Raw genomic sequence first — 24,014 nt, 5'->3', positions numbered from 1 at the left:
ACTTATTGCCATTCTTATGGCTACCAAGATCTACACGGTTCCTGAAAAATCACCTATTTTCGCCACTGCATTTAGTACCTTACTGGTACTGGTTGGTAGCACATTGATGAGCTCCGGTGACATCGATAGCAACACATTCATACGCATATTCCAATTAGTGTTAATTGGCATATACATGATTTTGGCTTCACTCTTCCTTGAAACCAGGAATTGGAAGTTCTTACAAAATCAGCCTTAATTTTGCCCTTACAAGGACGTCTCATGAAGTTAACCGATGATTTTTCTAAACAGGCGATTGATGCCGCAATTAAGATTGCTGCCATTGCCATGCTCGTCTATTGGTGTTTTTCGATTTTGCGCCCATTCATTCTTTTGGTGATATGGGGCGCGATCATTGCGACTGCGTTGTATCCAGTGGCGGTCGCAATTTCAAATAAAACCGGGATGTCGAAAGGCAAAGCCAGTGCATTACTGAGTTTCATCGGCGTGTTATTGCTGTTGATTCCATTGGTTGCGCTTTCTTCAGGTATCTACACCAGCGCATCCGATTTGATGGCGGGGCTACAAGATGGAACTTTGTCACTGCCTAAACCGAAAGAATCTTTGCAAGACATCCCTTTGATTGGTGAAAAGGTCTATGCAACTTTGGTTCATGCCTCGAACAATATCGAGGGGGTGTTCATTAAGTATGCTGAAGAACTCAAGATATTCGCTTCAAAAGTGGCCTCAGTTTTAGGCTCACTAGGTGGTGGTTTCATTCAATTTATTATCTCGACCATTATTGCTGGCGCGTTCATGAGTAATGCCGATAAATGCCAAACAGGAGTCACTCATTTAGTGGCGCGTTTAACGGATGGCAAAGGTGAAGAATTGGTTCAGCTGTCTAAGTCGACCGTGCGCAGCGTTGTGCAAGGTGTGATTGGTGTTGCTGTGATTCAATCCATGATGTCGGCAATCGGTTTGGTGATTGCAGGCGTTCCTGCTGCTGCGTTTTGGGCGCTCGCTGTTCTGCTCATTGCAATCATCCAACTTCCACCGATTCTTGCTCTATTACCTGCGATCATTTACATGTTCAGCGTTGAATCGACGTTAGCGGCGAGCTTGTTCTTAGTGTGGTGTATTTTGGTCAGTGGTAGTGACGCTATCTTGAAGCCAGTATTGCTAAGCCGCGGATCTCATATTCCAATGTTGGTGATTCTGTTGGGCGCATTAGGTGGCATGGCGATGTCGGGCATTGTCGGTTTATTTGTCGGTGCTGTGATACTGAGTTTAAGCTATGAGCTGATGATGGCGTGGCTTGGACTTGAAGAGAAAAACCAAGAAGAAACTGAGAAAAAAACCGCAGAGGTTGAGGAAAAATAGATGAAGCCAGTCTCTAAAGACGACAACTTCTACTTCTTATTTTATGCATTGTTAGTGCTGTTTTTTGGCTGTGCAGTGATGCAACAGTTTTATCCGCAGGGTCAAAAGACCATTCTGTTTTTGATCATTATTACTTTGGCTGTTTCGATTGTGGGCATCCATAAAGAGCGAGCCTTGTATCGCTCTTGGTATGGTCTGCTATTGATAACCGCTACGGTGTCGGGGGTATTCTCTTTTTTGGAGGACTATAACCTTTCGATAGTGACGTTAACGGCATTGGCGGTGTTTCTGTTCTCACACATTTATTCCGCTCTTAAACAGGTGATGCAAGCCACGAAGGTCACGCCCAATCACATTATTGGTTCTATCTGTATTTACTTACTGATAGGGCTGGCTTGGGCGACCATCTATTTGTTGATTCTGGAAATTTTGCCCAATGCATTTAATGGTTTGGAAGAAAAAATTTGGCTGACGAACCTGTTTAATGCGCTGTACTTTAGTTTTATCACGCTAACCACTGTTGGATATGGTGACATTTCACCTGCTTTACCCGTCGCACAGTTCTTCGTGTTTATGGAATCCATTATTGGCAGTTTTTATTTAGCCATCATGGTGGCGAGCTTGGTGAGTATCCGGCTTGCTCAGTCTCAATCTCAATAGAACATATACAAAGAAGCCCAGCAGTAGCCGGGCTTCTTTTTTGTTTTACGTTTTTCAAAGTCAAACGTAGCTTTCAGGTTTAACTCTCTATGAGCTACAAATCTTAAGCTTCAGTGCCCTGAATCTTCTCTAATTCAGCGATAGTTGTTTGCGACACAAGCTGACCATCCATGTAATAGCTCACGTTCTGACCATCTTTGATTCCAGTCAGCGTCGCTGTTTCACCAGACGTATAGACAATGTCCATTTGAATGGTGTTTTCGTCGATTTTCATCATCTCACCAGTCTCAATGGCACGATTGTTTGAAATCGGTCCTACAGGCGCTTCTTTGAGGCTTGGGTCTAGTTCATCATTCACTTTGAAGTGGGTGTCTGTTTTTGTATCAAAGATGTGTGGCGAACCACTGATTGGGTTTTTACCCGTCCAGAACTCCAATGAGTTGAATACTACATAATCGGCCGCGGTAGTAATACCGTATACAGGCGCTAATAAGAAGTTCACACCAGCACGAGCATAACGGTTGTCGACAACTTCGACGTTAAATTTCATCACTTTCCCTGTTACGGCGTTACTACCGATACAACCAGTTAGCGCAGAAGCCAAAACCGTTAGTCCTACAATTTTAAGTGCAATCTTTTTCATTTAAGTACCTGTATAAGTTAGAAGTCTGTTTTGTTGGAACAGGTGTAGTATGGATTTTAATCGATGATCAGTTTTACCATTTAACGCCATCGACGATATAAAATGAATTCGACTTTAGACACCAAAAGCCAGGCATCACAAACTAGATATAGAAAAGCTAGATATAGAAAAGTTAGGTATAAAACGTTGGGTATAAAAAAAGCGCGACCTAAAAGTGCGCGCTTCATGTTTTTAAATGGAGTGTCGTGCTAATAACACGGCTACTTCATGACATAGGTAAAAGTCTTCACCGCAAGCCAGCGGAAAAATCGGAATAAAAGGGTTGTGGCTTTAAAGGCAAACTTGGCGATTGATACCATTGCTTCTGCAGCAATGCTCATGCATTTATGTAAGTCAGAATCTTTGTATTCAGAATAGGTCATGGTTATTTCTCATTGTTATCTTTCATAAGTAAGTAATGACTCCTGTCTGGCTCTATACCCTGTGCGACTAATGTATGAATATTCGCCGGTTGAGACTTACCATTTAATGCCATATAGATTGAAAGTTAGCCGAAAGAGAAGACGTTGAGATAATTTAAGGACATACCTAGGTGTAACTCATGAAGTTACCGAGAAATCATAGATAATAGTGGTATGATCGCGGGATCAGCACCGTGAGTTATCAATAATAGGAAAGAGAATGACTAACCTTACAGAGCAGCAAGAAGCTGCAATGGCGACGTTTAAGGAAAACTTACACCTTCCAAATGGTGGTTTTCATAAACTGATTATCGAGCTAAGTAAGGAATATCAGCTGCCTTTCCAAAAGGTTCGTGGCGTTTTAAAGAAAGCTCAAAAAGACGTCGAACGTCAAATCCGCGAAGATTTTTCGAGTGTCGATGGAGCGGTTCTTAGCCAAGAAAACTGGTTGAGTATTATTAAATCGAAGCTGGTCCAACTGGCGGAAGATAACCAAACGGTGATGGATAAGCTGCAACTCAATCTGAAATATCAAAAAGTATTGTCGGCAACTAATGGTTCAATCGCAAGTGAAGACGAGCGTGACGAATTGATTGAAGAGCTGATTCAAGCTTATGAGAAAGAGGTGTTCAAACCTTTACTGGCGATGCTGCATACAACAAAGCTGTATTGGAAGTTAATGCTGGTGGATGAGACATGTAAGATGAATGAGGAGAATCGTGAGAAGTTCAGTGATTACCCTCAACACATGCAAGCTGCAGAACACTTATATACTCTTGATCAAAAGCTAAGGTCGATGCCGTTAACTTATTAGTCCATGAATGCACTGATAATGACTCATTGGTGATTCAGAGTTTGATATAAGTTGGTTTCAATAGAAGTACGATAACCTAGCTAGCGTTAGCCGCGTGTGAAATGCAAAAAGGGCTAGGTTTCTAATCTGTTTTACTTCTACTCTATTTTGTTCTGCTAGAGCGAATTGAGGGTGACATCTTTGACTTTTTTGTATCTGTCGAACTAGACGGTGTTTCTTTCTGTAGCCTATGGGAAATGCTATAGGAGTGTGAAATGTCCTAGGGTGTTTCCGTTGCCTGAAACGATAGTTCCGATGCTTTCTCGTTCATTAAATTCAAAGTCGATGAGATAACTGTGATGTTGTAGCTTGGGCAATATGTGGCGGTGGAGTATATCGCTATTGAGCTGTCGAATCTCGGTGACCCATGAAATCTCTTCTTTGTGTAAGTCTATTTTAATCTTGAGCATTTATTACCTTTTAGTTTATTGACTGTTTTTTCGCGTGATAGTTGGTACCAATGGGTTTGTCTTGTTGTTCTGCGTGACATAACTGTGCCTTGTGTTTATTACATTTATATTTAATAAGTCGATCTATTTTGAATTCGCTAAAAAGAAAGCAAATGATGAATAGAACGGTAGTGGGATCTGATTTAAAAGCTATTGAATGACTATCTAGGTGAAAGCTGACGCAGAGATGGTGTAACGAGGAATCGAGAACTGTCTTTGTGGAACTTGGACTTACTTTAGCATTAACAACTCTATAGATTAGAGCCAGGTGGCGAACTATACGCCTAGTTTTTTAAATTACAACCCTATTTTCAATTAAATTTAGAAATATTTTTGATTGATTTGTCATCATCTGACGAGGATGAGTGAACGAGAGGGGTGTGATGAGTCATGTGTTTTTAACCCATCTGTGATTTTGCATCTAGTCGTATTCATTTACAATGAATAATGTCAATTTAACGGCAAATTTATAGGCTCTTAAGTGGCTGTTATATAGCATCTTTACATTGTAAATTGTAATTCGAAGTTTTGGCTGAAGTCTAGTAACTTCAGGGGCTATGGTGTGTGTTTACACTTAATTATTATACACATATTAGTCGTGTTTACTTTTTACCTGCTCTACGGTTTAGCTTGTTTTTGCCATCTTTTTTTTTCTCTCTAACTTATGATCATTTTACCCTTCGCCGCCTTTGTCATTTTTTGAGTCACTCTCAGTTCTCTCCCGACTACGCAAAACATGAATACCCACTTTTACGTTTCTGAATAACAAAATAGTTGTGCCTCAATTTTATCGCAAATATAATTGATAATAATTATCACTTGCGTTACAAGTTTGTTGTCAATTCAATGGCAAACTTTAAATTATCGTTATTTAGCAGTTGTGTACTCCCCATGCTCATTTATGAGTAGTGTGACTTTTATTGTCATGAGTGGTGGTTTATCTCAATGGCAAAGGAAGAAACATGAAGAAAACTATTAATTCAGTTCGCCAGTTACTGAGTGGACTTGCCATCGTTCTTGCATCGTCTTTGATGATGACCGCTCAAGCGGAAACCGTGACTATTGAGCACGTAAAGGGCACAGCACAGTTTGATGAAGTGCCACAACGAGTGGTGGTTCTGGGCTTTGGTAGCTTGGATGTGCTGGATAAAATTGGTGTGGCGCCAGTCGGCGCGCCTCACAGCCTAATGCCTGATTACCTTACGTCATACAAAGAAACGACGGCGAATACTGGCTCGTTGAGCGAACCTGATTTTGAAGCTATCTACATGTTGAAGCCTGATGTGATCATCGCGGAAAACCGTATGCTTAAGGTTTACGACAAGTTGGCACAAATTGCTCCGACGATCATGTTCTCTATTGAGGGCGATAAGTACTGGGCTGATGCTCAACAAAACTGGCGCGCACTCGGTCAGCTGTTTGATAAACAAGCTGAAGTTGAAGCGATCATCACAGAGACTCAAGATTCGATTGCAGCGGTAAACGATAAAGTAACCTCTGGCGAAACCACTGCGATGATGTTGATGAACAACGGCAATAACATTGCGATGTTCAACAAAGGTAGTCGCTTCTCAATCATCTTTGATGACTTCGGATACGTTGAATCAAAGAGTGCGACAGTCGCTCCAATTAAAGGGACACACGGTAACCTAATCTCGTTCGAATACATTGCTGATGCAAAACCTGAAGTACTTTACGTTCTCGACCGTGAAAAAGCGATTGGTAAGTCAGAAGGTCGCGCACAACAGTTGTTTGATAACCCATTAGTTGCGGCGACACCTGCAGCGCAGCAAGGCAACATCGTTTACCTTGATTCAAGTGCTTGGTATTTGGCGGGTGGTGGCGTGACAGCGATTCACAGAATGTTGGGTGATATTGAACGCACGATTCAATAGTCACCAATCATCAGATTTTCGGGCTTATAAGAGCGTTCTTATAAGCCCTTTTTCACTTTTCATACGGACTCAAAGAGACCTACCTTTAGTATTATTTCTATGTTGAAACCCATTGCCGCTGCTGTATTTCTTGTTGTGTTATGCGTTACGTCGTTGATGATTGGGGTCGCTGAAATCAGTTTTAGTGACTTCTTTAATGGCAACCAACACGCCAATTCCATTTATGTTGTTAGTCGGATACCTCGACTGTTCGCGATCGTGCTAGCTGGGGCGGGTTTAAGTGTTGCTGGCCTTATCATGCAACAGATTGTTCAGAACAAGTTCGCTGCACCTTCTACGATGGGCACGATTGATTGTGCCATGTTGGGTTACATCGTCGGTATTCTGGTGCTGGGTAATGCCGCTCAATGGAGTTACTTAGGCTTTATCTTTGCGTTTGCGGTGTTAGGCACCATGTTGTTGGTTCGCTTCTTACAACACCTCAAGTTCAAGAATGCGGTGTTGGTGCCTTTAATTGGCATCATGTATGGCAACGTTGTCTCATCTCTAACAACCTTTATTGCTTACAAATACGATTTAGTACAAACCATGTCGGCATGGACAATGGCGAACTTTGCGAGTGTATTGCAAGGTAGCTATGAAATCCTTTACCTCGCGGTTCCTGCTTGTGTGTTGGCTTATTACTTTGCAAGCCAGTTCAGTGCGGCGAGCATCGGTGAAAGCTTCGCAAAAAACATCGGCCTCAATTATCAAAAGATCGTTTTCATTGGTGTTGCTCTTGTCGCGATCTGTGCCTCTTCGGTGGTGATGATTGTTGGTGTTATCCCATTCCTTGGCCTTATCGTGCCGAATATCGTGTCGTTGATGATGGGCGATAACATGAAGAAGATTCTGCCTTGGACAGCCTACTGGGGCGTGATCTTGGTATTGGCCTGCGACTTATTAGCGAGAGTCATTATCTTCCCCTATGAGATCCCAATCTCAATGGTAATCAGTGTCTTTGGCGGCTTGATTTTTATCTACCTAATCATGAGAGACAAGTCGAATGCGTGATTCAGTAAAAATTGCGATTCTGGCTATCGCGTCTTTGGGGATGGCGGCAGTATTTGTGGGGCAGGGACTTACGTGGGATAACTATGAGTTCTTCTTGTCTCTGCGACTACCAAAACTGCTGTCGATTGTGTTGGCGGCGGTGGCGATTTCTGCATCGTCATTGGTTTTTCAAACTATCACCAATAATCGAATTCTAACCCCTTCAATTTTGGGTTTTGACAGTTTGTACATGCTGGTGCAAACAGTGCTTCTGTTTGTGTTTGGTGGCACTAGCTTTTGGGTAATTGATGCAATCGCGAACTTTTCATTGTCTGTGACTGTGATGATCTTCTTCTCGTTTGCGCTGTTCCATTTTTACTTCAAGAGTAAGCGAAACAACGTATTTACACTGTTGTTGATTGGTATTGTGTGCGGCAGCGTATTCTCAAGTTTAGCGAACTTCTTAGCGATGTTGATTGACCCGAACGAGTTTGCCGTGTTGCAAAATGTGATGTTCGCGAGCTTCAACAACGTAAAAGGTGAACTGGTTTACCTCAGTCTTATTCCATTGGGTTTGAGCTTGCTTGGCCTGTGGTTGTTGGCGCCTAAGCTTGACGTACTTTGGCTTGGTGTCGATAACGCAACAAGCTTGGGCGTGAACACCAAGCGACTGACTCAGATTACCTTGGTGATTGTGTCAGTGATGGTCGCGGTATCGACGGCTTTGGTTGGCCCTGTGCTGTTCTTTGGTTTAATCACCGTGAGCTTAGCGCGTCAGATATTCAAATCTTATCAACATCGTGTGCTTATCATCGCGAGCAGTTTGTTAGCGGTCGTTCTATTGGTTTCAGGCCAATGGTTTATCGAAAAAGTAATGGCGTTTGAAACCACTGTCAGCGTGATCATTAACTTGGTCGGCGGTTTGTATTTTATGTTCTTGTTGTTACGCACCAGAATTCAGTAAAGGTAGTAAGTAGTGATTAAATTAACAGGTTTGAGTAAGAAGTATGGCAAGACACTTGTGGTGGATGATGCCAGTGCCATGTTCCCGAAAGGGGAAGTTACTTCTATCATTGGTCCAAATGGTGCGGGTAAAAGCACACTGCTTTCTATGGCGAGTCGCTTAACCGAAAGTGACGCGGGTGAAGTGGTCATTGGCGATAAGTTACTGGCAGAGTGGGATACCAAAGAGCTGGCGAAACACCTTGCCGTGTTAAGACAATCAAACAACATCAATATGCGATTTACGATTCGTGAGCTGGTTTGTTTTGGCCGTTTTCCGCATTCCCAAGGTCGCTTGAAAGACGAAGATCATAAGATCGTCGATACGGCGTTAGAGCACCTTGGTATTACCGATATTCAAAACAAATACCTAGATGAGCTCAGTGGCGGTCAGCGTCAAATGGCGTTTATCGCGATGGTAGTGGCGCAAGATACCGACTATGTCTTCTTAGACGAGCCACTAAACAACCTAGATATTAAACACTCTGTGGAAATCATGCAGACGCTGCGCCGTCTGGCGCATGAGTTTAATAAGGCGGTAGTGATCGTAATTCACGACATCAACTTCGCTTCTTGCTATTCAGATAACATTGTTGCGATGAAAAAAGGCCAAGTGGTTAAGTCGGGTAAGGTTTCGGAAGTGGTTGAAAAATCAGTGATGGAATCGATCTACGAGATCCCATTTGAGATTCGTGAGTTCGATGGTGTTCGAATCTGTATGTATTATTCTGGTCGTTAGGGTGCTGGTTCGCTAGGCGATTTGATTCTCTAATGACTTAAGTGAAAAGAGCTCCCAAGTGAGGAGCTCTTTTTGTTTTTGCCAGTTTGTATTTTGTTAATAAAAGGTCTGGCTTCAAAAGTAATCTGTATAATTTCCTTTGTATTATAATGACTTAATCGACGTAATATTGACTGGTCATACTTCGATAAGCGTTGGTTTGATGTCACTCGAAGATCTACTCTTCACTTTCAAAAAACAATTGCTATTTTTTCTGATTAACCTCTAAAAATCGTTCTACACTATGGTTATAACTGTTTGATTTTTATACGAGGTATCAATGAGTCGTAAACCCATAGTGTTAGTCGTAGATGACACCCCAAGTAATTTGGATGTGTTGACTGCAATACTTAAAGATACCTATCAAGTCAAAGTCGCAATTAACGGTACCATTGGCATCAAGATAGCCAAGATGGTGCCTCAGCCAGACCTCATTCTCCTCGATATCATGATGCCAGATATTGATGGTTACGAAGTTTGCAGACAGCTCAAAGAACAGCCCAATACTGCGCACATTCCCATTATCTTCGTGACTGCCAAAATCGGGCCTGAAGCCGAAGTAAAAGGGCTCTCCTTGGGGGCTGTCGATTACCTAACCAAGCCGATAACCCCTGCAATTGCACTCCAGCGTGTGAAAACGCATATCGCACTTTATGATCAACAACGCACGTTGTTTAGTCAGGTAAAAGAGAAAACCCAAGAGATCAATCTAGGTAAGCTAGAGACGCTGAACATATTGGGTAGGGCGGCTGAATTCAAAGATAATGAAACGGGTATGCACGTGATGCGTATGAGCCATTATTGCGAAATTTTAGCCAAGGCGTTAGGCATGACAGACGAAGATGCTGAAACCCTGCGTGACGCGGCTCCGATGCATGATATTGGCAAGATTGGTATTCCCGATAGCGTGTTACTCAAGCCGGGTAAATTGGACGCCGACGAGTGGACAATTATGCAAAAGCATGTCGAGTATGGTGTTGAAATCCTCGGTAGGCAGAGTGACTCCAAATTGATGCGTATGGCGATTCAGGTAGCGCAGTATCATCATGAAAAATGGGATGGCAGTGGTTACCCAAACCAGATCGCGGGAGAAGACATTCCTTTGGTAGGGCGTATTGCCGCGGTTGCTGATGTGTTTGATGCTCTCACAGCAGAGAGACCGTATAAAAAAGCGTGGAGTGTTGATGAGGCATTGAGCTTGTTTGAAGAACAAAAAGGCAAACACTTTGACCCAAAAATTGTAGAGTTACTGTTTGAAAACCTACCTCAAATCTTAAGTATTAAAGAGCAATTTAAAGATGAGTGATCGCTTCATGTCATCGCTAAATCGTTTGGTTGTTTTTCTGGTCATTACACTTGTGGTGTGGCCGCTGCTAATGCAACCTACGAATGCTGCTGAGGTAACAGATACTGAGTTAAATCAGTGGTTGGGAAATCAACCAACGGTAACTTTTGTTGTCTTGGCCAACCATTATCCTTACTCATTCATCGATGATGATGGGCAGGTTTCTGGGATCATCAAAGATTGGACATTGGATCTTGAACAGCGTTTTGGTGTTCATGTTCGGTTTGTCACAGTTAACTCACGTGTCGAGGCTAAAGCCGCGTTAGTCGACGGGCGAGGCGATGTATTCCCATTCCAACAGTTTGACCCAAGTGAAGGTGGCCGTTTTCTTGCGAGTGATCCCTATATTCCTTATCAGGTCGCAGTGATTGTTCCCATCGACAACAAACTCGATGGAAACCTAGACCAAAATAATAAACGCCGCATCGCGATGGTTAATGAAAATATCGACTTGGAGCGAGCCGGTGTCCAATTGAGCTCTATTGAGCGAGTGGACTTTGATAACGTTATTGATGCAGTACGTGCGTTAGGGGCTGGCGATGTCGAAGGCATAGTCGCTGAGCCGATCACTACCATGGATCTTGCGAAAAAAATTGGCGTGCATGATCTCGCGGTGAATTATGTTTTGGAGCATTGGAAAAGGTTAGAAGCATCAATGGTGATTCGTACCGATGAACCAGAGCTGCTGACGCTAATCAACAAACAGGTTGAAACCTTCGACGTAAATAACAAGAACCAAATTCTATCAAAGTGGCTAGACAGTTCTCCTTATCGAGTGCCACTAAAAGGCGTGTTCGGTTTTGGTAACCCTCCGTATATGTACCCAGACAGCACTGCGGTAGGGCTAGAACACGACATTCTTCAGCGTGCTCTTAATGATATGGGATATAAGCTGGGTGACGTTGTTACTCTCCCTCCTAGCGCAGCTCGCAAAGCCATAGATAATAACAATTCTATTGCCTTTGTTTCTGGCGTTCAGTTTGATGACCCCAATACGCACTTTTTAAGTGATAACGTTCTTAATGTTGAGTTTGTTCCGGTTTCGCTGACTCGCCGCAAGCTTAACCTCAAGTCCCAGAAAAACTTGTCACTAGGGGCGTTACTCTTTGACGAGACCTCTCCAATCAAAAATTCTGTTGAAATACTGAAGGGTAAGTTAGACATCGAGCGTGTCGAAGATTATGAAGGTCTCGAATCGGCATTCTCACAATTGAGGGCTCAAAACATTGACCTGTTAATGGTTGAACGCAGAGTGCTGGAGTGGTTTATTACCAATACTCGTTTTATCGAAATGGCAGAGCTAACGTTACATGACGAGTATAAGGCTGAGTATCCGATCTATGTTGACTTTAAGAATGAAGAAATCAGAGACAGCTTCAATGCCGCAATTAAAAAGCTTAAACAGGCCGATGATGGTTTAAATCAAATTATCGAGATGCAGGTTCAGAGTGATTTAAGCCAAGTCCTTAAAAAAGCGAATATAATCGCGCAAATATCCGCATATTTTATCGTCAGTGATCGCCTTGAAGATTTGACGGAAGTTTTTGAAATTTTCGACACGGACAGGTCGTTTCAGGTGATCACGGCACAAGCAGATAACAATAATCGCCCGATCAAATCTTGGTATATCGGTAACCTAGTTGATGAATATGGAGAGAAGAAGAACACCTCTCACTTCTCGTCGGTCACCAAGGTAGCGAACTACCGGACCAAAGGTGGAAGCACGAACTCTGGTTCGATGACTTTCTACTTTGATGTTAAGTCGTTAGAGCGGAACCATGTTTATTTTCCAGCCGTCGAACAATTTAGTTCATTCGGTGATTCGGCGAAACGCTATATCGCCGATGTTTACCAAACCAATGATCTGACGGGAGAGATCTTAAACCTAAGCCAAAAAGAGAGGAAGTGGATTAAAGATAATCCGGATGTGCGGATAGGTATCGATCCGAATTCGCTGCCTTATGAAGCAGTATCCAATACCGGTGAATACATCGGAATAATTGACGACTATCTAACGCTCATTGAGCAGAGAACAGGGTTAAGCATCAACCATGTAGACGTGGCGAGTTGGTCTGAGACCCGAAGCTTGGTTGATCATCATGAAGTGGAATTGGTCTCTGCAGCTCAAGAGAATCGTTCGTTAGGAGACAACGTTAGAGCAGCACAAAGCTTGTTTTCGAGCCGCTTGGCGATCGCATCAAGGCGAGATGTCACTAGCTTAGTATTAGAAGAAGCGGTTGGATGGAAAATTGGTATTTTGAAAAATGCCGCAAACACTGATGCGATATTGGGGAAATACCCAAAAGTTGAGTGGGTGCTGGTTGATTCAACGGCTGATGGGCTGAACAGGCTAGATGATGGGGTCTTAGACGGCATGATCGACACTGTTGATGTCCTCAATTACCTCATTGATTCATTTGGTCATCGAGAGATTGGAATTGTCGGACGACTCGATTTTTTCCTTTCACCCACCTTACATGTCATCAAATCTGAACCTTTGCTTTATTCGATTGTGAATAAGGCGATTGAGAGTATTTCTGCTGAAGAACACCAAAAGATATCGGCGAAGTGGGCAGCGCCAAAAGCGATAGAAAGAGTCGATTATGAATTGGTTTATACCATTTCAGGCTTTGCTTTGGTGATCGTGCTACTTATCGTTTTCTGGAATCGAAAACTCGCCAAGCAGATAAGTATTGCCAATGATGCGACAGAAGCACTTAAGAAGGCTCAGGATCAGCTATACAACATGCTCAATAGCTCCCCGATTGCCGCAGCAGTAGTGTTTGAGGAGCAAGTTCGTTATGCCAACGACACCGCGAAACGCTTGTTTGGGGTGGAAGACAAGGAACTTTCTTCAATTGACGTGGCTGCCATTCATGATTCTTTGTCTGCTCGTGATGAATTACATAGAGAACTTAAACTCAATGGAAAGGTCGTCAACAAAGAGCTGGTGCTGAGAAGGTCTGATGGAACACGGTTTGTCGCTCTAGTCAGTTACTATTTGTTTGAGCTAGATGGCGAGATAGCCACGCTGTTCTGGGCGTTCGATATTTCTGAAATGAAGCGTCTTAACGAGCAACTTGAAGAAGAGAAACAGAGAGCCGATCTCGCAAGCCAAGCGAAGTCTGAATTCTTGGCTAACATGAGCCATGAAATTAGAACGCCAATGAATGCGATTATTGGCCTGTCTTATCTCGCTATCGGAGAAATAGCGAATCCGGTTGCGAAAAACTATGTCGAAAAAGTGCATCGCTCTGGGCATTCACTATTAAGCATCATCAACGACATCCTAGATTTTTCTAAGATTGAAGCTGGGCAGTTGTTTATCGATAGTATTCCATTCAATTCGTTAGCGACCTTCCAAGATGTGATTGACCTTATGGAGTCCAAAGCTGCTGAAAAGCAACTCAACTTGTCGATGTCGGTTGACCCCGCGTTAGACACTCCTCTGCGCGGCGATCCATTAAGGCTGTTCCAAGTGATACTCAACCTTGTTGGTAACGCGATTAAGTTTACGGAAACTGGTAGTGTCTCGCTAACTGTAGCCCTTGTTGAATCAGATGATAACAGCCTGACTATGAAGGTGATGGTGGCCGATACTGGCATAGGAGTTTCTGATGAGAATCTACACAAGCTCTTTGAAGCATTTAGCCAAGCCGATAGTACAACTACGCGCCGATTCGGTGGCACAGGGTTAGGACTCAATATTAGCCAGAAATTGGTTCGCGCAATGGGTGGCCAAATTAGTGTTGAGAGTGTTTTCGGGCAAGGCAGCGAGTTTTCGTTTGTTCTAACATTGCCAAGATCAAGCATTGAAGAATTGGCAGAGTTTAAAGCCCAAGAGCTGCAACTGGATTACCAGATAGAGTTCAAAGGGCAAAGGGTATTGCTCGTCGAAGATAATGAGTTAAATCAAGACTTAGCTTTGGCATTCTTCACCCGCTCTAATCTGAATGCCGACTTGGCAGAAAATGGAAAAGAGGCACTGGAGTTAGCTCAAAGCAACGAATACGAGATGATCTTTATGGATCTGCAAATGCCGATCATGGATGGTTTCGAAGCTACACGTTTGATTCGTGAGTTTGATAAAGATGTACCAATTATTGCGATGTCGGCCAATGTGTTTGCTGATGCGAAACAGCGAGCGCGAGAGGCTGGAGTCACGGACTTCTTGGATAAGCCAATTATCATCGATAAAGCCACCTCTTTGATTACGAAATACATCTTGCCAGAGGTTTTGGTTGAGGGTAAAGCCTCGTCAGAGTCTCCTTCAGGTAGGATGCAAGATATTAGCTCTAATGGTTCGACATTAAGCTCTGATGCTCTGATGGTTCTCCCTGTTTTCTCATTGCTAAGGTTCGGTCAGCTGACTCATCATGATGTGAAACTTCAAGAGAAGATGCTTGGTAGATTCTGCCAAGGGGCGCCTGACATTATGTCGGCAACCTTCGACAACCTGGTGCAAGATGAATGGGCGACGTTAGAGCGAAATCTACATACGTTAAAAAGCATGGCGGCTTCTATTGGCGGTCAGAGACTTGCTGAATTACTCAGTGACTTAGAAAGCAGAGCTCACAATAGGGCGTGTGTGGAGCAAGATCTTAAGCATGGCGAAATTGGCTTAAGGGAGTTAATTGAAGCGGTCGAGTGTGATTATGGCAAATCATGCGCAACTACAGCAGATAGAGGAACAGGTGATACTTCGGATTCTTCTGAGGTTGCTCCTGAACAAATCGCTATGCTTCTGTCTCTTCTCGAGGCTTACGATAATGACGCGACGCAATACGTTTCGAAATTGCTCGTTGAGTATCCTGATTCGAGTATCTTAAAAGACGTTTTGAGATCGTTAGAGAGTTACGATTTTGAAAGTGCGACCGAGCTGCTCAGCGCTTCCGAGTCATAGAATTAAAACCTTTTGCTTGTAATCAAAGCCTTTAACTATCGTGGTTAAAGGCTTTTTTATCTGTGCACTAACCTAATTGCTGACATTCTGTTTGATTAAGTCAATCACGGTATTGTATCGGTGAGGGAGCTTGCGGTTTCGCTTTTGAACCAAGTACAGCGTTTCCTCAACTTCTACTTTTGGAGGGACGACGTGCAACTTATCTCTTTCTGAAAAATGTTCAACGGCGCCAGCTGGCAGCACGGTAAACCCTAATCCTTTTGATACCGGCAGCAGTATCTGATGAAGTTGGTTGATGTAGCCTGATTTCGGTATTTCGTTAATATTGATGTTTGCGAGCTCTTTATCACCACACAGGTCAAAATACAAAGAGAGGTAATGCGCAGAATCTGGGTGAGCTATTAGCCCAATTTCGTGCAGCGTTTGCGGCGTTATCTCAAGATCGGCATGGCTGTGGTGCACGATAAGACACAAGGCCTCATTACCAATAACTTGGCTCTGATAATAGCTGTCATTGGGTGAATGTCTGACGATTCCAATATCGGTGGTACCTTGGATTAGGTCGTTCAATATCTTTTTGTTCGGTGCCGCTTCTAGGTTGATGCTCAGGTCTTGATGTTGCTGCTGCAGTTCAAGAAGCTTGGGATACAGACGCAAAGAGAGTGAACCCGAACAGGATAGATGACATTGCCCAGAATAAGGATTGTCGAAACTCAGAGATTCGAATAAATCTTCTTGGTCTTTTTCTAGCTTCAATGCATAGCGATACATAATCCGACCTTGTTCGGTCAGTTCGAAACTCTTATTTTCTCTCGATAACAAGTCACAGTTGCAAGCTTGCTCAAGCTTTTTGATGTGTTGGCTGACGCCAGGCTGTGTCATATACAGCTTTTCTGCAGTTTGGGTGAAATGACCAACTTCAACCAGAGTCTTAAATGTATTGAGCCAAAGTGGATTAATCATACTCACCTTTAAATGCTAACGCCTATGGATAAAAAGGCTTATAAGTAACAGGGCTTATAAACAACAAAGCCTCTAAATAACAAAAAATTATTATTATCTGATGTAATGATAATTTCAACTCTAGAGCGTAAAGCGACGAAGATCAAAGCATCTTTGGTGGAATATTGTTCGAGGTATTAAGCGAATGGTCATTTACTTGAATTCATCACACGTAACAAAGTGTTGCGACTTTGTTGGATTTTTGGTCTAGTGACCAACTGTGCTCATATTTAGGAACGAAGATGAATAGAAATGTTTGGCTGCTCTCACTGTGTCAGGCCTTGTTGATGACGGGCAACATATTACTGATCTCAGTGATTGGCTTGATAGGCAAACAGATTGCACCCAGTGTCAGCATGATTACTTTGCCTGTTGCGTTGCAGTTTTTAGGCTTAATGGCAGCCACTATTCCTGCATCTTTAATTTCAGGAAAATTAGGACGAAAACGAGGGTTCAGTATCGGTAATGTTGTTGGCATTACAGGGGCGAGCCTTGCAACTTACGCTTTATCTCAGCAACATTTCTATCTGTTTTGTTTCGCCACGTTTTTGCTTGGGATAGGTATTGGTTTTGGTACGCTTTATCGCTTCGCGGCAATTGAAGTGTGTGACGAAAATGCACGCCACCGTGCGATTTCAATATCAATGGCTGGTGGAGTATTGGCGGCGGTACTTGGGCCTAACTTAGCGATTATGTCTCAACAATGGTCAGCAGATGGCTTGTACATCGGTGCTTTTGCTTCGCTGATCGGCCTAAACATCTTAGCTTTAGCCTTGTTACAAACAATTCAGTTTCCTAAGGTCTCTTTTAATAGTCAGGCTCCCAAAGCCGATCCTTTAAGTGTGATCGTTAAAGCACCGAACTTTATTGGTGCTGTGTTTGCGGCTATGGTTGCTTACGCCGTGATGAACATTTTGATGACGGCAACGCCATTGGCGATGATTGGTTGCGGATTCGATTTTACTAAGGCCGCTGGTGTCATTGAGTGGCACGTATTGGGTATGTTTGTTCCTGCATTCTTTACGGGTTCCCTCATCGAGAAGTTCGGCTCAAGGATGATGATCCTTGCGGGTGGTGTGTTATTTGTGGTGAGTATTGCCATCAATATCCATGGCGTATCAATTTGGCACTTCAGGGCGGCTTTGGTCGTGCTTGGTGTGGGTTGGAACTTTATGTTCATCGCTGCAACAGGTTTATTCAGCCAGTCGTATCAAGCTCAAAACAAAGCCAAGGCACAAGCGTTCAATGAATTTGTTGTGTTTGGTTGTGTGACTGTCACGGCGCTACTGTCTGGTTGGTTGGAGTCAACGGTGGGTTGGCAAAACCTCAATGTTTACGTTTTACCGTTCGTTTTGGCCGTAATTTTGTTGTTTGCATTCAGTGCGCGTAAATCACGCATTCAAAAGCAGCCTGTGTAATGGTTCATCGAATCGTGGTTCAGCAAATTCGTCATTGTGATTAAAACGTTGATATCTCGAACTACTAAAAATAAAAAGCCCTACCAATAAGGTAGGGCTTTTGCTTACGGCTTAAATAATAACGTTTTCTTAAAACTGCTGTCTTGGCTTATATCCTGTGACAGCAGTACTTAAGCTTGCTTTGTAAATACGCGTGATAGAGCAGCGTACTTATTTTATGGTCTATTGTTTTAGACCTAAGACCTAAGACCTAAGATGATTTACAGGTCGACCAAAATGGTCTTAGTTGTAATCCCGCCTTGGTCATCGATTATTTTCAGTGTCACCTCGTGCTTTCCGTATGAAGGGAAGATTGAAGTGAATGTGCGACCACGTTTCACCTTTCCATTAGGAAGTGTCCACTCGGTATCAACAATACGACCATCACTGTCTGAACTTGTTGACCACATAGTTACCCAACGACCCAAGTGAATGTACTTCGCACTTGCTTCTGGTAGAGCGTTTGGAGATTCAACACTCACTACGGAGCTGAATGAATCGGTAGCACCTTTGTCGTCAACAACAGTCAAGCTCACCGTGTATTCACCGGCTTGCTCGTAAGACCAAGTGGGTGCCACTTCGTTGCTTGTTGTGCCGTTGCCAAAGTCCCATAGATAACTGGTGATCTCGCCATCTTGGTCAGAACTGAAGTTACGTGCAGACACGTTCAGGCCAGTAACATTAAGCTCGAAGTTCGCAGTAGGGGCGACGTTGTGTTGGCTTACTTTAGATAAGCGCACCACACCATATTCGTTGTCATTACTCTGATTCAAAATATCAACGGCTAAGCCAAACTCCGTCAGGATACGCCCTGAATCAGGCGCTTGTGGAGACGTGTAATCTTGGTCGTCAGAGAAGCTAGCGTTGGCAAGCAAGCTGGTATCTTCAAGTACATCATTGTCGCTGTTCACAAGACGCATTGGAGTATGATCTTTGAGTGAAAACGCCGCATCACGAACTTGGTAACGAGTTTGAGCGACTTCGCCGGATTTTTCCCAGGTCATGGCATTCTGGTCGGCATCGACCACACCTAACCAACCTTCACCTGGGTGTTTGCCTACCCAGTTATCAGTCAGCGACTCGTCTACGTACCAAATGATTAAACCCGGGTCGAATGAGATCAGTTGACCCATGCGTTTGATGTTGGCTAGACCTTCATCAACGTCCATGTGGCTACGCCATTGCAGTAGGTAGTAGTGCTGAGCTTGGTGGAATCCATTACTCAGCTTGTAGCCATTTAGGGCGAAGGTGGAGTTGCTTTCACCATCGTCTATTGAGGTGACTTCACCATCAACGACCACACTGAGGTTATCCAAATAGAAACCTTCCATCGCTAAGCCACCATCGGTGATGTATTCAAACGAAAGCTCTACTTCTTGGCCTACCCATTGTGAAACGTCGAACTCAGCGTCAATCCAACCGCCAGATTCGCCGCCAATAGCAGGAACGAGGCCAGTATTGTACGGGTCATCCATTGAGGTGATGTTGCCGGCAATGGCTTGTCCATTCACGAGTACGCGTGCAAAGTCGTAGTCTTTCTCAATTTCATACCAAGTTTTGAACGAAAGCAGTGCAGAATCGCCGGCTGGAATCACCAACTTACGTGTCATGCTGTTTTTCAGGTCATCGCCTTTTTGAGAGTGGAACGAATACTCACCAGCAAACGGTTTTAAACCTTCGATCTGTTTTTCTGGAAGATCCACTTTAATCATGTTCGGACGGCTGTTATCCGTTGTTTGGAACAGCGTATAAACCTGTGGGTTGTCTTCTAGGTCATCAATTGAGATCTGGTCATCGTTAATCCATCGACCGCCAATCGAGTTTTGTAGAAAATGTTTTGCCCAAGAGCTGAATGCTGTTGGTTGTGTACCACCAATCTTACCTGCCCAGCTGCCTGAAGACATGATTGACCAGTAAGATACTGGTTCACCCTTGCCTGTGTATTGCGTGTCGTACTCGTCTGGCAGACCTAAATCATGGCCATATTCGTGAGCACAAACCCCCGCTGCTGCGTCAATCGGTTGAATCGTGTAATCAAATGCTGCGTATTGGCCGTTAAAGCGGTCTGGAAGAGAACTAGAGGTGCCTTCCAGCACATGTGTGCGACCAAGGTTGAATCGGTGAGACCAAATCGCATCAGGGCCTAATACGCCACCACCGGCTTCTTCGCCAACAGATGCGTGGAACACCATTAGGTGATCAATCACACCATCCGGTTCACGGAAGTTTCCGTCACCGTCGTAATCGTAACGATCTTCAATATCGTAATCGGCTAGGTTGATACTCGGATCTTGAGCCAATTGATTTAGAGCTTCACGAACCAGTTCTTGCGCGTTGAGATCGTTGTCGGTCGTCGGGGAGTTGCCACCATAGAATGACGCAGGCTTCGAGGCGCGATACCAACCAGCAGCCTGACCTGCAACGCTGTAACTGTCACCTGATTCACTTTGGTAATACTGGCGCATCGAGATTAGGTTTTCGCCGTTGGGCCCTGTGTAGCCAGAATTTGAAAACAGTAATTCTTGATAATGTTCTGGGTTGTAGCTCTCGTAGAGCATTTGCGTGTGCTCTTCGGTCAGCTTGTTGTTATCCCAGTTCAAATCAGGGAAATCGACCAACAGAGCGAGTACTTTATCGGTACGCTTTGTGCCGACTTCTAAAGCAAAGACACTCGCTTTTTTAACGCCAGACCCTTTTTCGATGGCTTTGAGTATTTTCGCTCGTTGCTCAAGTGCTTTTTTACCGAATTGGGCATCGCCTTTAAAACCAGAATTGATCTTATTCTTTAAATAACGGTCAAGTGCGTCGTGTTTTGCCACATCGGTTGCATCTTGGTCGACTAAGCCCTGTCTAACTAGCATTTCAATAAGTTTGTCTTCATTAACAACGCCTAAATCAATAGGTGTTTTTGCATAACTACTGACGCTAAATAGAGTAAGCATTGCTGAAGCCAACAATGTTTTTCTCATCATTTTCATTATATTTCCTTTTTATATTTCCATGTCGATATCAATATCAACTAAGCCTTATTCGGAACTACCGTCCGTATTTGGTCTAATACACTCTTTTGGTGTCTTGGGTTCCTGATGGTTATTCTCTATCTCTTGTTTCTTTTCCATATCAAACGAGAGACTTTTGATTTTTTTTGCGTTGAGATAGATACGCAAAGCTTTTTGATTGCCTTCATAGGTTAAGCCAGGACAGATAACGCCTCGCTCAATCAATGACTTCAGCAATAGTTCGTCGTTCTCAATAGTGGAAGCCTGTGACAGTGAGGAAAAAATTAGAACCATTAAAGCCATTGTTTTATGTGACATTTTCATATCAAGCTATCAGTTTTGATTATGTAACAAAATATATTTATAAAATCACCCAATCAAACGAATAATTATTACAAATCATTATTCGTTCCGGTTTCAACATTAAGAGTTAATATCAAATAGTGGGTGTTATTTATTTAATTGTCAGCTATTTAGTTTGGTTGTATGCATTAATAGTTGATAGTTTGAATATTTAGTGACAGTGATTAGGAAGTGGTTATTATTCTCAAGAGCACTTTGTATAAGGTGTGGGGTTATAAAAAGGAAAATAAATCTTTTGTGCTTGTCGTTAAAAAAATGCATGTAATAATTGAGTGTTTAGTAAATATCCAGTCTCAAATTATTTTCACTCGAAACATCAATAATTAGTCAATTAAGCGCGATTTAGATGGCTTTAAGAGAAGGGATTTCGCAATAACTTAATGAGTAGAGATCATCAGACGCCAAAAGAGCTCGTATTTAGGCTCTTTTAGTATGTGTACTCGTGAGCGATTTGCTTATGGTTGAGTAGATTATTACCACGGTTAAGACGTTCAAGCTTACTAAAGACTTTGTTGAGTGAGTGCTGTGCAAAGAATTAAACATTCGTACATTCCATACCTCTGTTTCAATAAGAACCGTGAGATTTGAACTGTAGGTAACTTAGATGATTTATAAATGTTGATTTGAGAAGAAGCGTTGAGCTTTGTGAGGTGTCGAGCGTATTTTTGTATAAATAGCAGGCATTTACACAAAATGTGACGTTCACATTTTGTCATAACTTTAATAATTGTATATATTCCTCGCCTAAAACAATAATTAACAAAAGTTAATATAAATGACTGTCAGCTCATCTTCTCAATCTCGTGAAACGCTTCTAAGCGAAAACGAACAACTCGTGTCCACTACAGATCTTAAAGGCGTGATTACTTACAGTAATGATGCTTTTTGTCGCATCGCAGAATACAGCCAACAAGAATTGCTAGGGCAACATCACAATATCGTCAGGCATAACGATATGCCGAAAGCGGCTTTTGCTGATATGTGGGTTAACTTAAAGCAAGGTAAAGCGTGGCGCGGTATCGTAAAAAATAAAACCCAATCCGGTGGTTACTACTGGGTTGATGCTTACGTTACCCCTATTTACGATGGCGGAAAGGTGAGTGGCTATCAGTCTGTTCGTGTTAAGCCGAAAAACGAATGGGTACAAGTGGCGGATAAGGCTTACCAAAGTTTATTGAAAGCAGAGAAGTCGGGTCGTCAATGGTCATTACAGATCAGTGACAGTGTTCGTTATGCGGTGTTGTTAGGCTCTTTGGCTGCACCTCTGATTTCAAACCTCGTTGAAGTAGGGCAAATGTCGCAATGGTTACTAAGCTTATTGCCTGTTTCTGCGTTGGCATTCTTATTCAGACAAGAGCTTGTTGATACGCCTTTACAGCTTAAAAAGTTGCAGTCAAAATTCGACAGTGTGAGTCGCCTTGTTTACTCCGGTAATAGTAAGTTCTCTATCGCCGATTTCCATTTGAAGTTGCTGTCTGCTCGAATCAGAACAGTGTTAGGCCGTATGACGGATTCAGCTAAGCCGTTACAAGATTTAGCCGACAACCTTAACGCGACTTCTTACCAAGTTTCAGATGCTTTAGATCAACAGACGAAAGACATACTTCAAGTTCGTGAAGCAACGGAAGAAGTGGAGGTGACGGCGAATGAAGTGTCATCTCGTACCGAAGAAGCACACCAAATTGTCGACGTTACCCTGCAAACTTGTGCGGGTGCGAAAGAGAGTATTAATCAAACACATCGTAACCTTGAAAGCTTGGCTTCACAGGCTGAGAAAGCAACACACACGACGTATCAACTGAGTGACCAAGCGCAAAGTGTCAGCAAGATAATGGAAGAGATCGGTGGCATTGCCGAGCAAACCAATCTATTGGCATTGAATGCAGCGATTGAAGCGGCGAGAGCAGGTGAGCAAGGACGCGGCTTTGCCGTGGTTGCGGATGAAGTGCGTGCGTTATCAGGTCGCACATCTAAGGCGACGATTCAAATCAAAGAAAGCATTGATACCATGTTGGCAACGATTGAAGGTTGGCAGAAAGATATTTTGGCTAACAGAGAACAAACGGATGCGTGTGGTGATGTGGCGAAGGTGAGCTCAGAGCGCTTGTCTGAAGTTGAAACTTTAATGCAATCAATGAACGAGTTAATGCAGTCGGTTGAAAGTTCTGCACACAAACAGCGTCAGCTATCGAGTGACGTAAACCTTCATATGCAGTCTATTGCGTCAACCGCTGAGCAAAATCTAGTGGCGACTCATTCAGTTAAAGATCATTCGAAAGAGCTCAAAGAGCAAGTGAATGAATTCTATCAATTGGCGAAGCGTTTCGAAGAGAAATAGCGGTTACATTTTAGCTGAATGAGCAATAAGAGAAAGCTTTGCGAAATTAGCAGGGCTTTTTTGTGAGCTAAAGGAACCGTGAACAATCAATAGATTAACAGTCAACAGATACAAAAAAGCCCCGCATTTTCATGCGGGGCTTTCAGTATGCATCACCCATTTAAGGGCGGGACAATTTAATCAAGATTAAGCTAGAAGCTCTTTCGCTGTGTTTACTACGTTTTCAGTAGTGAAACCGAACATCTTGAATAGCTCGCCTGCTGGTGCAGATTCGCCGAACGTTGTCATGCCGATGATCTTGCCACCGAAGCCAACGTATTTGTACCAGAAGTCAGCGATACCAGCTTCTACTGCGATACGTGCTGTAACGTCAGATGGAAGTACAGACTCGCGGTATTCTGCGTCTTGCTTGTCGAATGCGTCAGTTGCAGGCATAGATACTACGCGTACTTTCTTGCCTTCAGCTGTTAGT

The 24,014-nt window shown here is 43.2% G+C and carries 17 protein-coding genes and 2 pseudogenes; 13 read left to right on the top strand and 6 right to left on the bottom strand.

From position 1 onward, the window contains the following. The 3 genes and pseudogenes from OW495_RS22930 to OW495_RS22920 all read left to right on the top strand — a co-directional run. Positions 1-238: pseudogene (locus tag OW495_RS22930) on the top strand (hypothetical protein); the annotation flags it as partial. A 23-nt stretch (positions 239-261) separates the two neighbouring features. Beyond that, a complete protein-coding gene (locus tag OW495_RS22925; protein ID WP_076666694.1) occupies positions 262-1,362 on the top strand; it encodes an AI-2E family transporter in 1,101 nt (366 codons plus the stop codon). Then, positions 1,363-2,022 (top strand): potassium channel family protein, encoded by a 660-nt coding sequence (locus OW495_RS22920; RefSeq protein ID WP_017109126.1) that lies wholly within the window; start codon positions 1,363-1,365, stop codon positions 2,020-2,022. A 103-nt stretch (positions 2,023-2,125) separates the two neighbouring features. On the opposite strand, the gene OW495_RS22915 is transcribed toward OW495_RS22920, so the two are convergent. Further along, complete coding sequence (locus OW495_RS22915) at positions 2,126-2,665, bottom strand: DUF3332 domain-containing protein (RefSeq protein ID WP_102291365.1); 540 nt, start codon at positions 2,663-2,665, stop codon at positions 2,126-2,128. A gap of 681 nt (positions 2,666-3,346) precedes the next feature. On the opposite strand from OW495_RS22915, the gene OW495_RS22910 reads away from it, so the two are divergent. Further along, positions 3,347-3,940, top strand: coding sequence for a hypothetical protein (locus tag OW495_RS22910; protein ID WP_099165697.1), 594 nt, complete (start codon positions 3,347-3,349; stop codon positions 3,938-3,940). Between the two features lie 239 nt (positions 3,941-4,179). Here the strand turns inward: OW495_RS22910 and OW495_RS22905 are convergent, their stop codons facing one another. Then, on the bottom strand, positions 4,180-4,389 hold the full coding sequence (locus tag OW495_RS22905) for a hypothetical protein (RefSeq protein ID WP_004731601.1): 210 nt from the start codon (positions 4,387-4,389) through the stop codon (positions 4,180-4,182). 1,001 nt (positions 4,390-5,390) lie between these two features. Between OW495_RS22905 and OW495_RS22900 the strand changes: the two genes are divergently transcribed. The 6 genes from OW495_RS22900 (at position 5,391) to OW495_RS22875 (ending at position 15,383) form a co-directional block, all read left to right on the top strand. After that, positions 5,391-6,323 carry an ABC transporter substrate-binding protein gene (locus tag OW495_RS22900; protein ID WP_099165696.1) on the top strand — a complete coding sequence of 311 codons (933 nt, stop codon included), beginning with the start codon at positions 5,391-5,393 and terminating at the stop codon, positions 6,321-6,323. 99 nt (positions 6,324-6,422) lie between these two features. Beyond that, the gene (locus OW495_RS22895) at positions 6,423-7,376 is read left to right on the top strand and encodes an iron chelate uptake ABC transporter family permease subunit (RefSeq protein ID WP_099165695.1); all 954 of its coding nucleotides are present in this window, start codon (positions 6,423-6,425) and stop codon (positions 7,374-7,376) included. Beyond that, positions 7,369-8,319, top strand: coding sequence for an iron chelate uptake ABC transporter family permease subunit (locus tag OW495_RS22890; RefSeq protein WP_099165694.1), 951 nt, complete (start codon positions 7,369-7,371; stop codon positions 8,317-8,319). The genes OW495_RS22895 and OW495_RS22890 overlap by 8 nt, the downstream gene beginning before the upstream one ends. 12 nt (positions 8,320-8,331) lie before the next feature. Continuing rightward, the gene (locus OW495_RS22885) at positions 8,332-9,096 is read left to right on the top strand and encodes an ATP-binding cassette domain-containing protein (RefSeq protein ID WP_017105113.1); all 765 of its coding nucleotides are present in this window, start codon (positions 8,332-8,334) and stop codon (positions 9,094-9,096) included. 319 nt (positions 9,097-9,415) lie between these two features. After that, positions 9,416-10,441: a two-component system response regulator gene (locus OW495_RS22880; protein WP_289888528.1), complete on the top strand. Its 1,026-nt coding sequence runs from the start codon at positions 9,416-9,418 to the stop codon at positions 10,439-10,441. Then, positions 10,434-15,383 (top strand): transporter substrate-binding domain-containing protein, encoded by a 4,950-nt coding sequence (locus tag OW495_RS22875; protein WP_289888526.1) that lies wholly within the window; start codon positions 10,434-10,436, stop codon positions 15,381-15,383. Before OW495_RS22880 ends, OW495_RS22875 begins: the two co-directional genes overlap by 8 nt. A gap of 72 nt (positions 15,384-15,455) precedes the next feature. On the opposite strand, the gene OW495_RS22870 is transcribed toward OW495_RS22875, so the two are convergent. Further along, positions 15,456-16,346, bottom strand: coding sequence for a LysR family transcriptional regulator (locus OW495_RS22870; RefSeq protein WP_289888523.1), 891 nt, complete (start codon positions 16,344-16,346; stop codon positions 15,456-15,458). A gap of 281 nt (positions 16,347-16,627) precedes the next feature. Here OW495_RS22870 and OW495_RS22865 point away from each other — a divergent pair, with 281 nt between their 5' ends. Continuing rightward, positions 16,628-17,803, top strand: coding sequence for an MFS transporter (locus tag OW495_RS22865; RefSeq protein WP_065111335.1), 1,176 nt, complete (start codon positions 16,628-16,630; stop codon positions 17,801-17,803). A 260-nt stretch (positions 17,804-18,063) separates the two neighbouring features. Here the strand turns inward: OW495_RS22865 and OW495_RS22860 are convergent, their stop codons facing one another. Continuing rightward, on the bottom strand, positions 18,064-20,820 hold the full coding sequence (locus OW495_RS22860) for an immune inhibitor A domain-containing protein (protein WP_289888519.1): 2,757 nt from the start codon (positions 20,818-20,820) through the stop codon (positions 18,064-18,066). A gap of 48 nt (positions 20,821-20,868) precedes the next feature. Then, positions 20,869-21,159 (bottom strand): hypothetical protein, encoded by a 291-nt coding sequence (locus OW495_RS22855; protein ID WP_102513319.1) that lies wholly within the window; start codon positions 21,157-21,159, stop codon positions 20,869-20,871. A gap of 514 nt (positions 21,160-21,673) precedes the next feature. On the opposite strand from OW495_RS22855, the pseudogene OW495_RS23910 reads away from it, so the two are divergent. Together OW495_RS23910 and OW495_RS22850 are read left to right on the top strand one after the other, a co-directional pair. Continuing rightward, positions 21,674-21,819: pseudogene (locus tag OW495_RS23910) on the top strand (ArsR family transcriptional regulator); the annotation flags it as partial. A gap of 160 nt (positions 21,820-21,979) precedes the next feature. Then, positions 21,980-23,542, top strand: a complete 1,563-nt coding sequence (locus OW495_RS22850; RefSeq protein WP_102513317.1) for a PAS domain-containing methyl-accepting chemotaxis protein — start codon at positions 21,980-21,982, stop codon at positions 23,540-23,542. 186 nt (positions 23,543-23,728) lie between these two features. On the opposite strand, the gene OW495_RS22845 is transcribed toward OW495_RS22850, so the two are convergent. After that, the coding region (locus tag OW495_RS22845; protein ID WP_289888518.1) for a transketolase C-terminal domain-containing protein at positions 23,729-24,014 on the bottom strand (286 nt) is incomplete at its 5' end.

The organism is Vibrio sp. 14N.309.X.WAT.E.F5 (assembly GCF_030397615.1).
Taxonomy (GTDB): Bacteria; Pseudomonadota; Gammaproteobacteria; order Enterobacterales; family Vibrionaceae; genus Vibrio; species Vibrio lentus.
The sequence above is the reverse complement of the archived record's forward strand: the minus strand, read 5'-3'. Positions and strand labels throughout refer to the sequence as shown.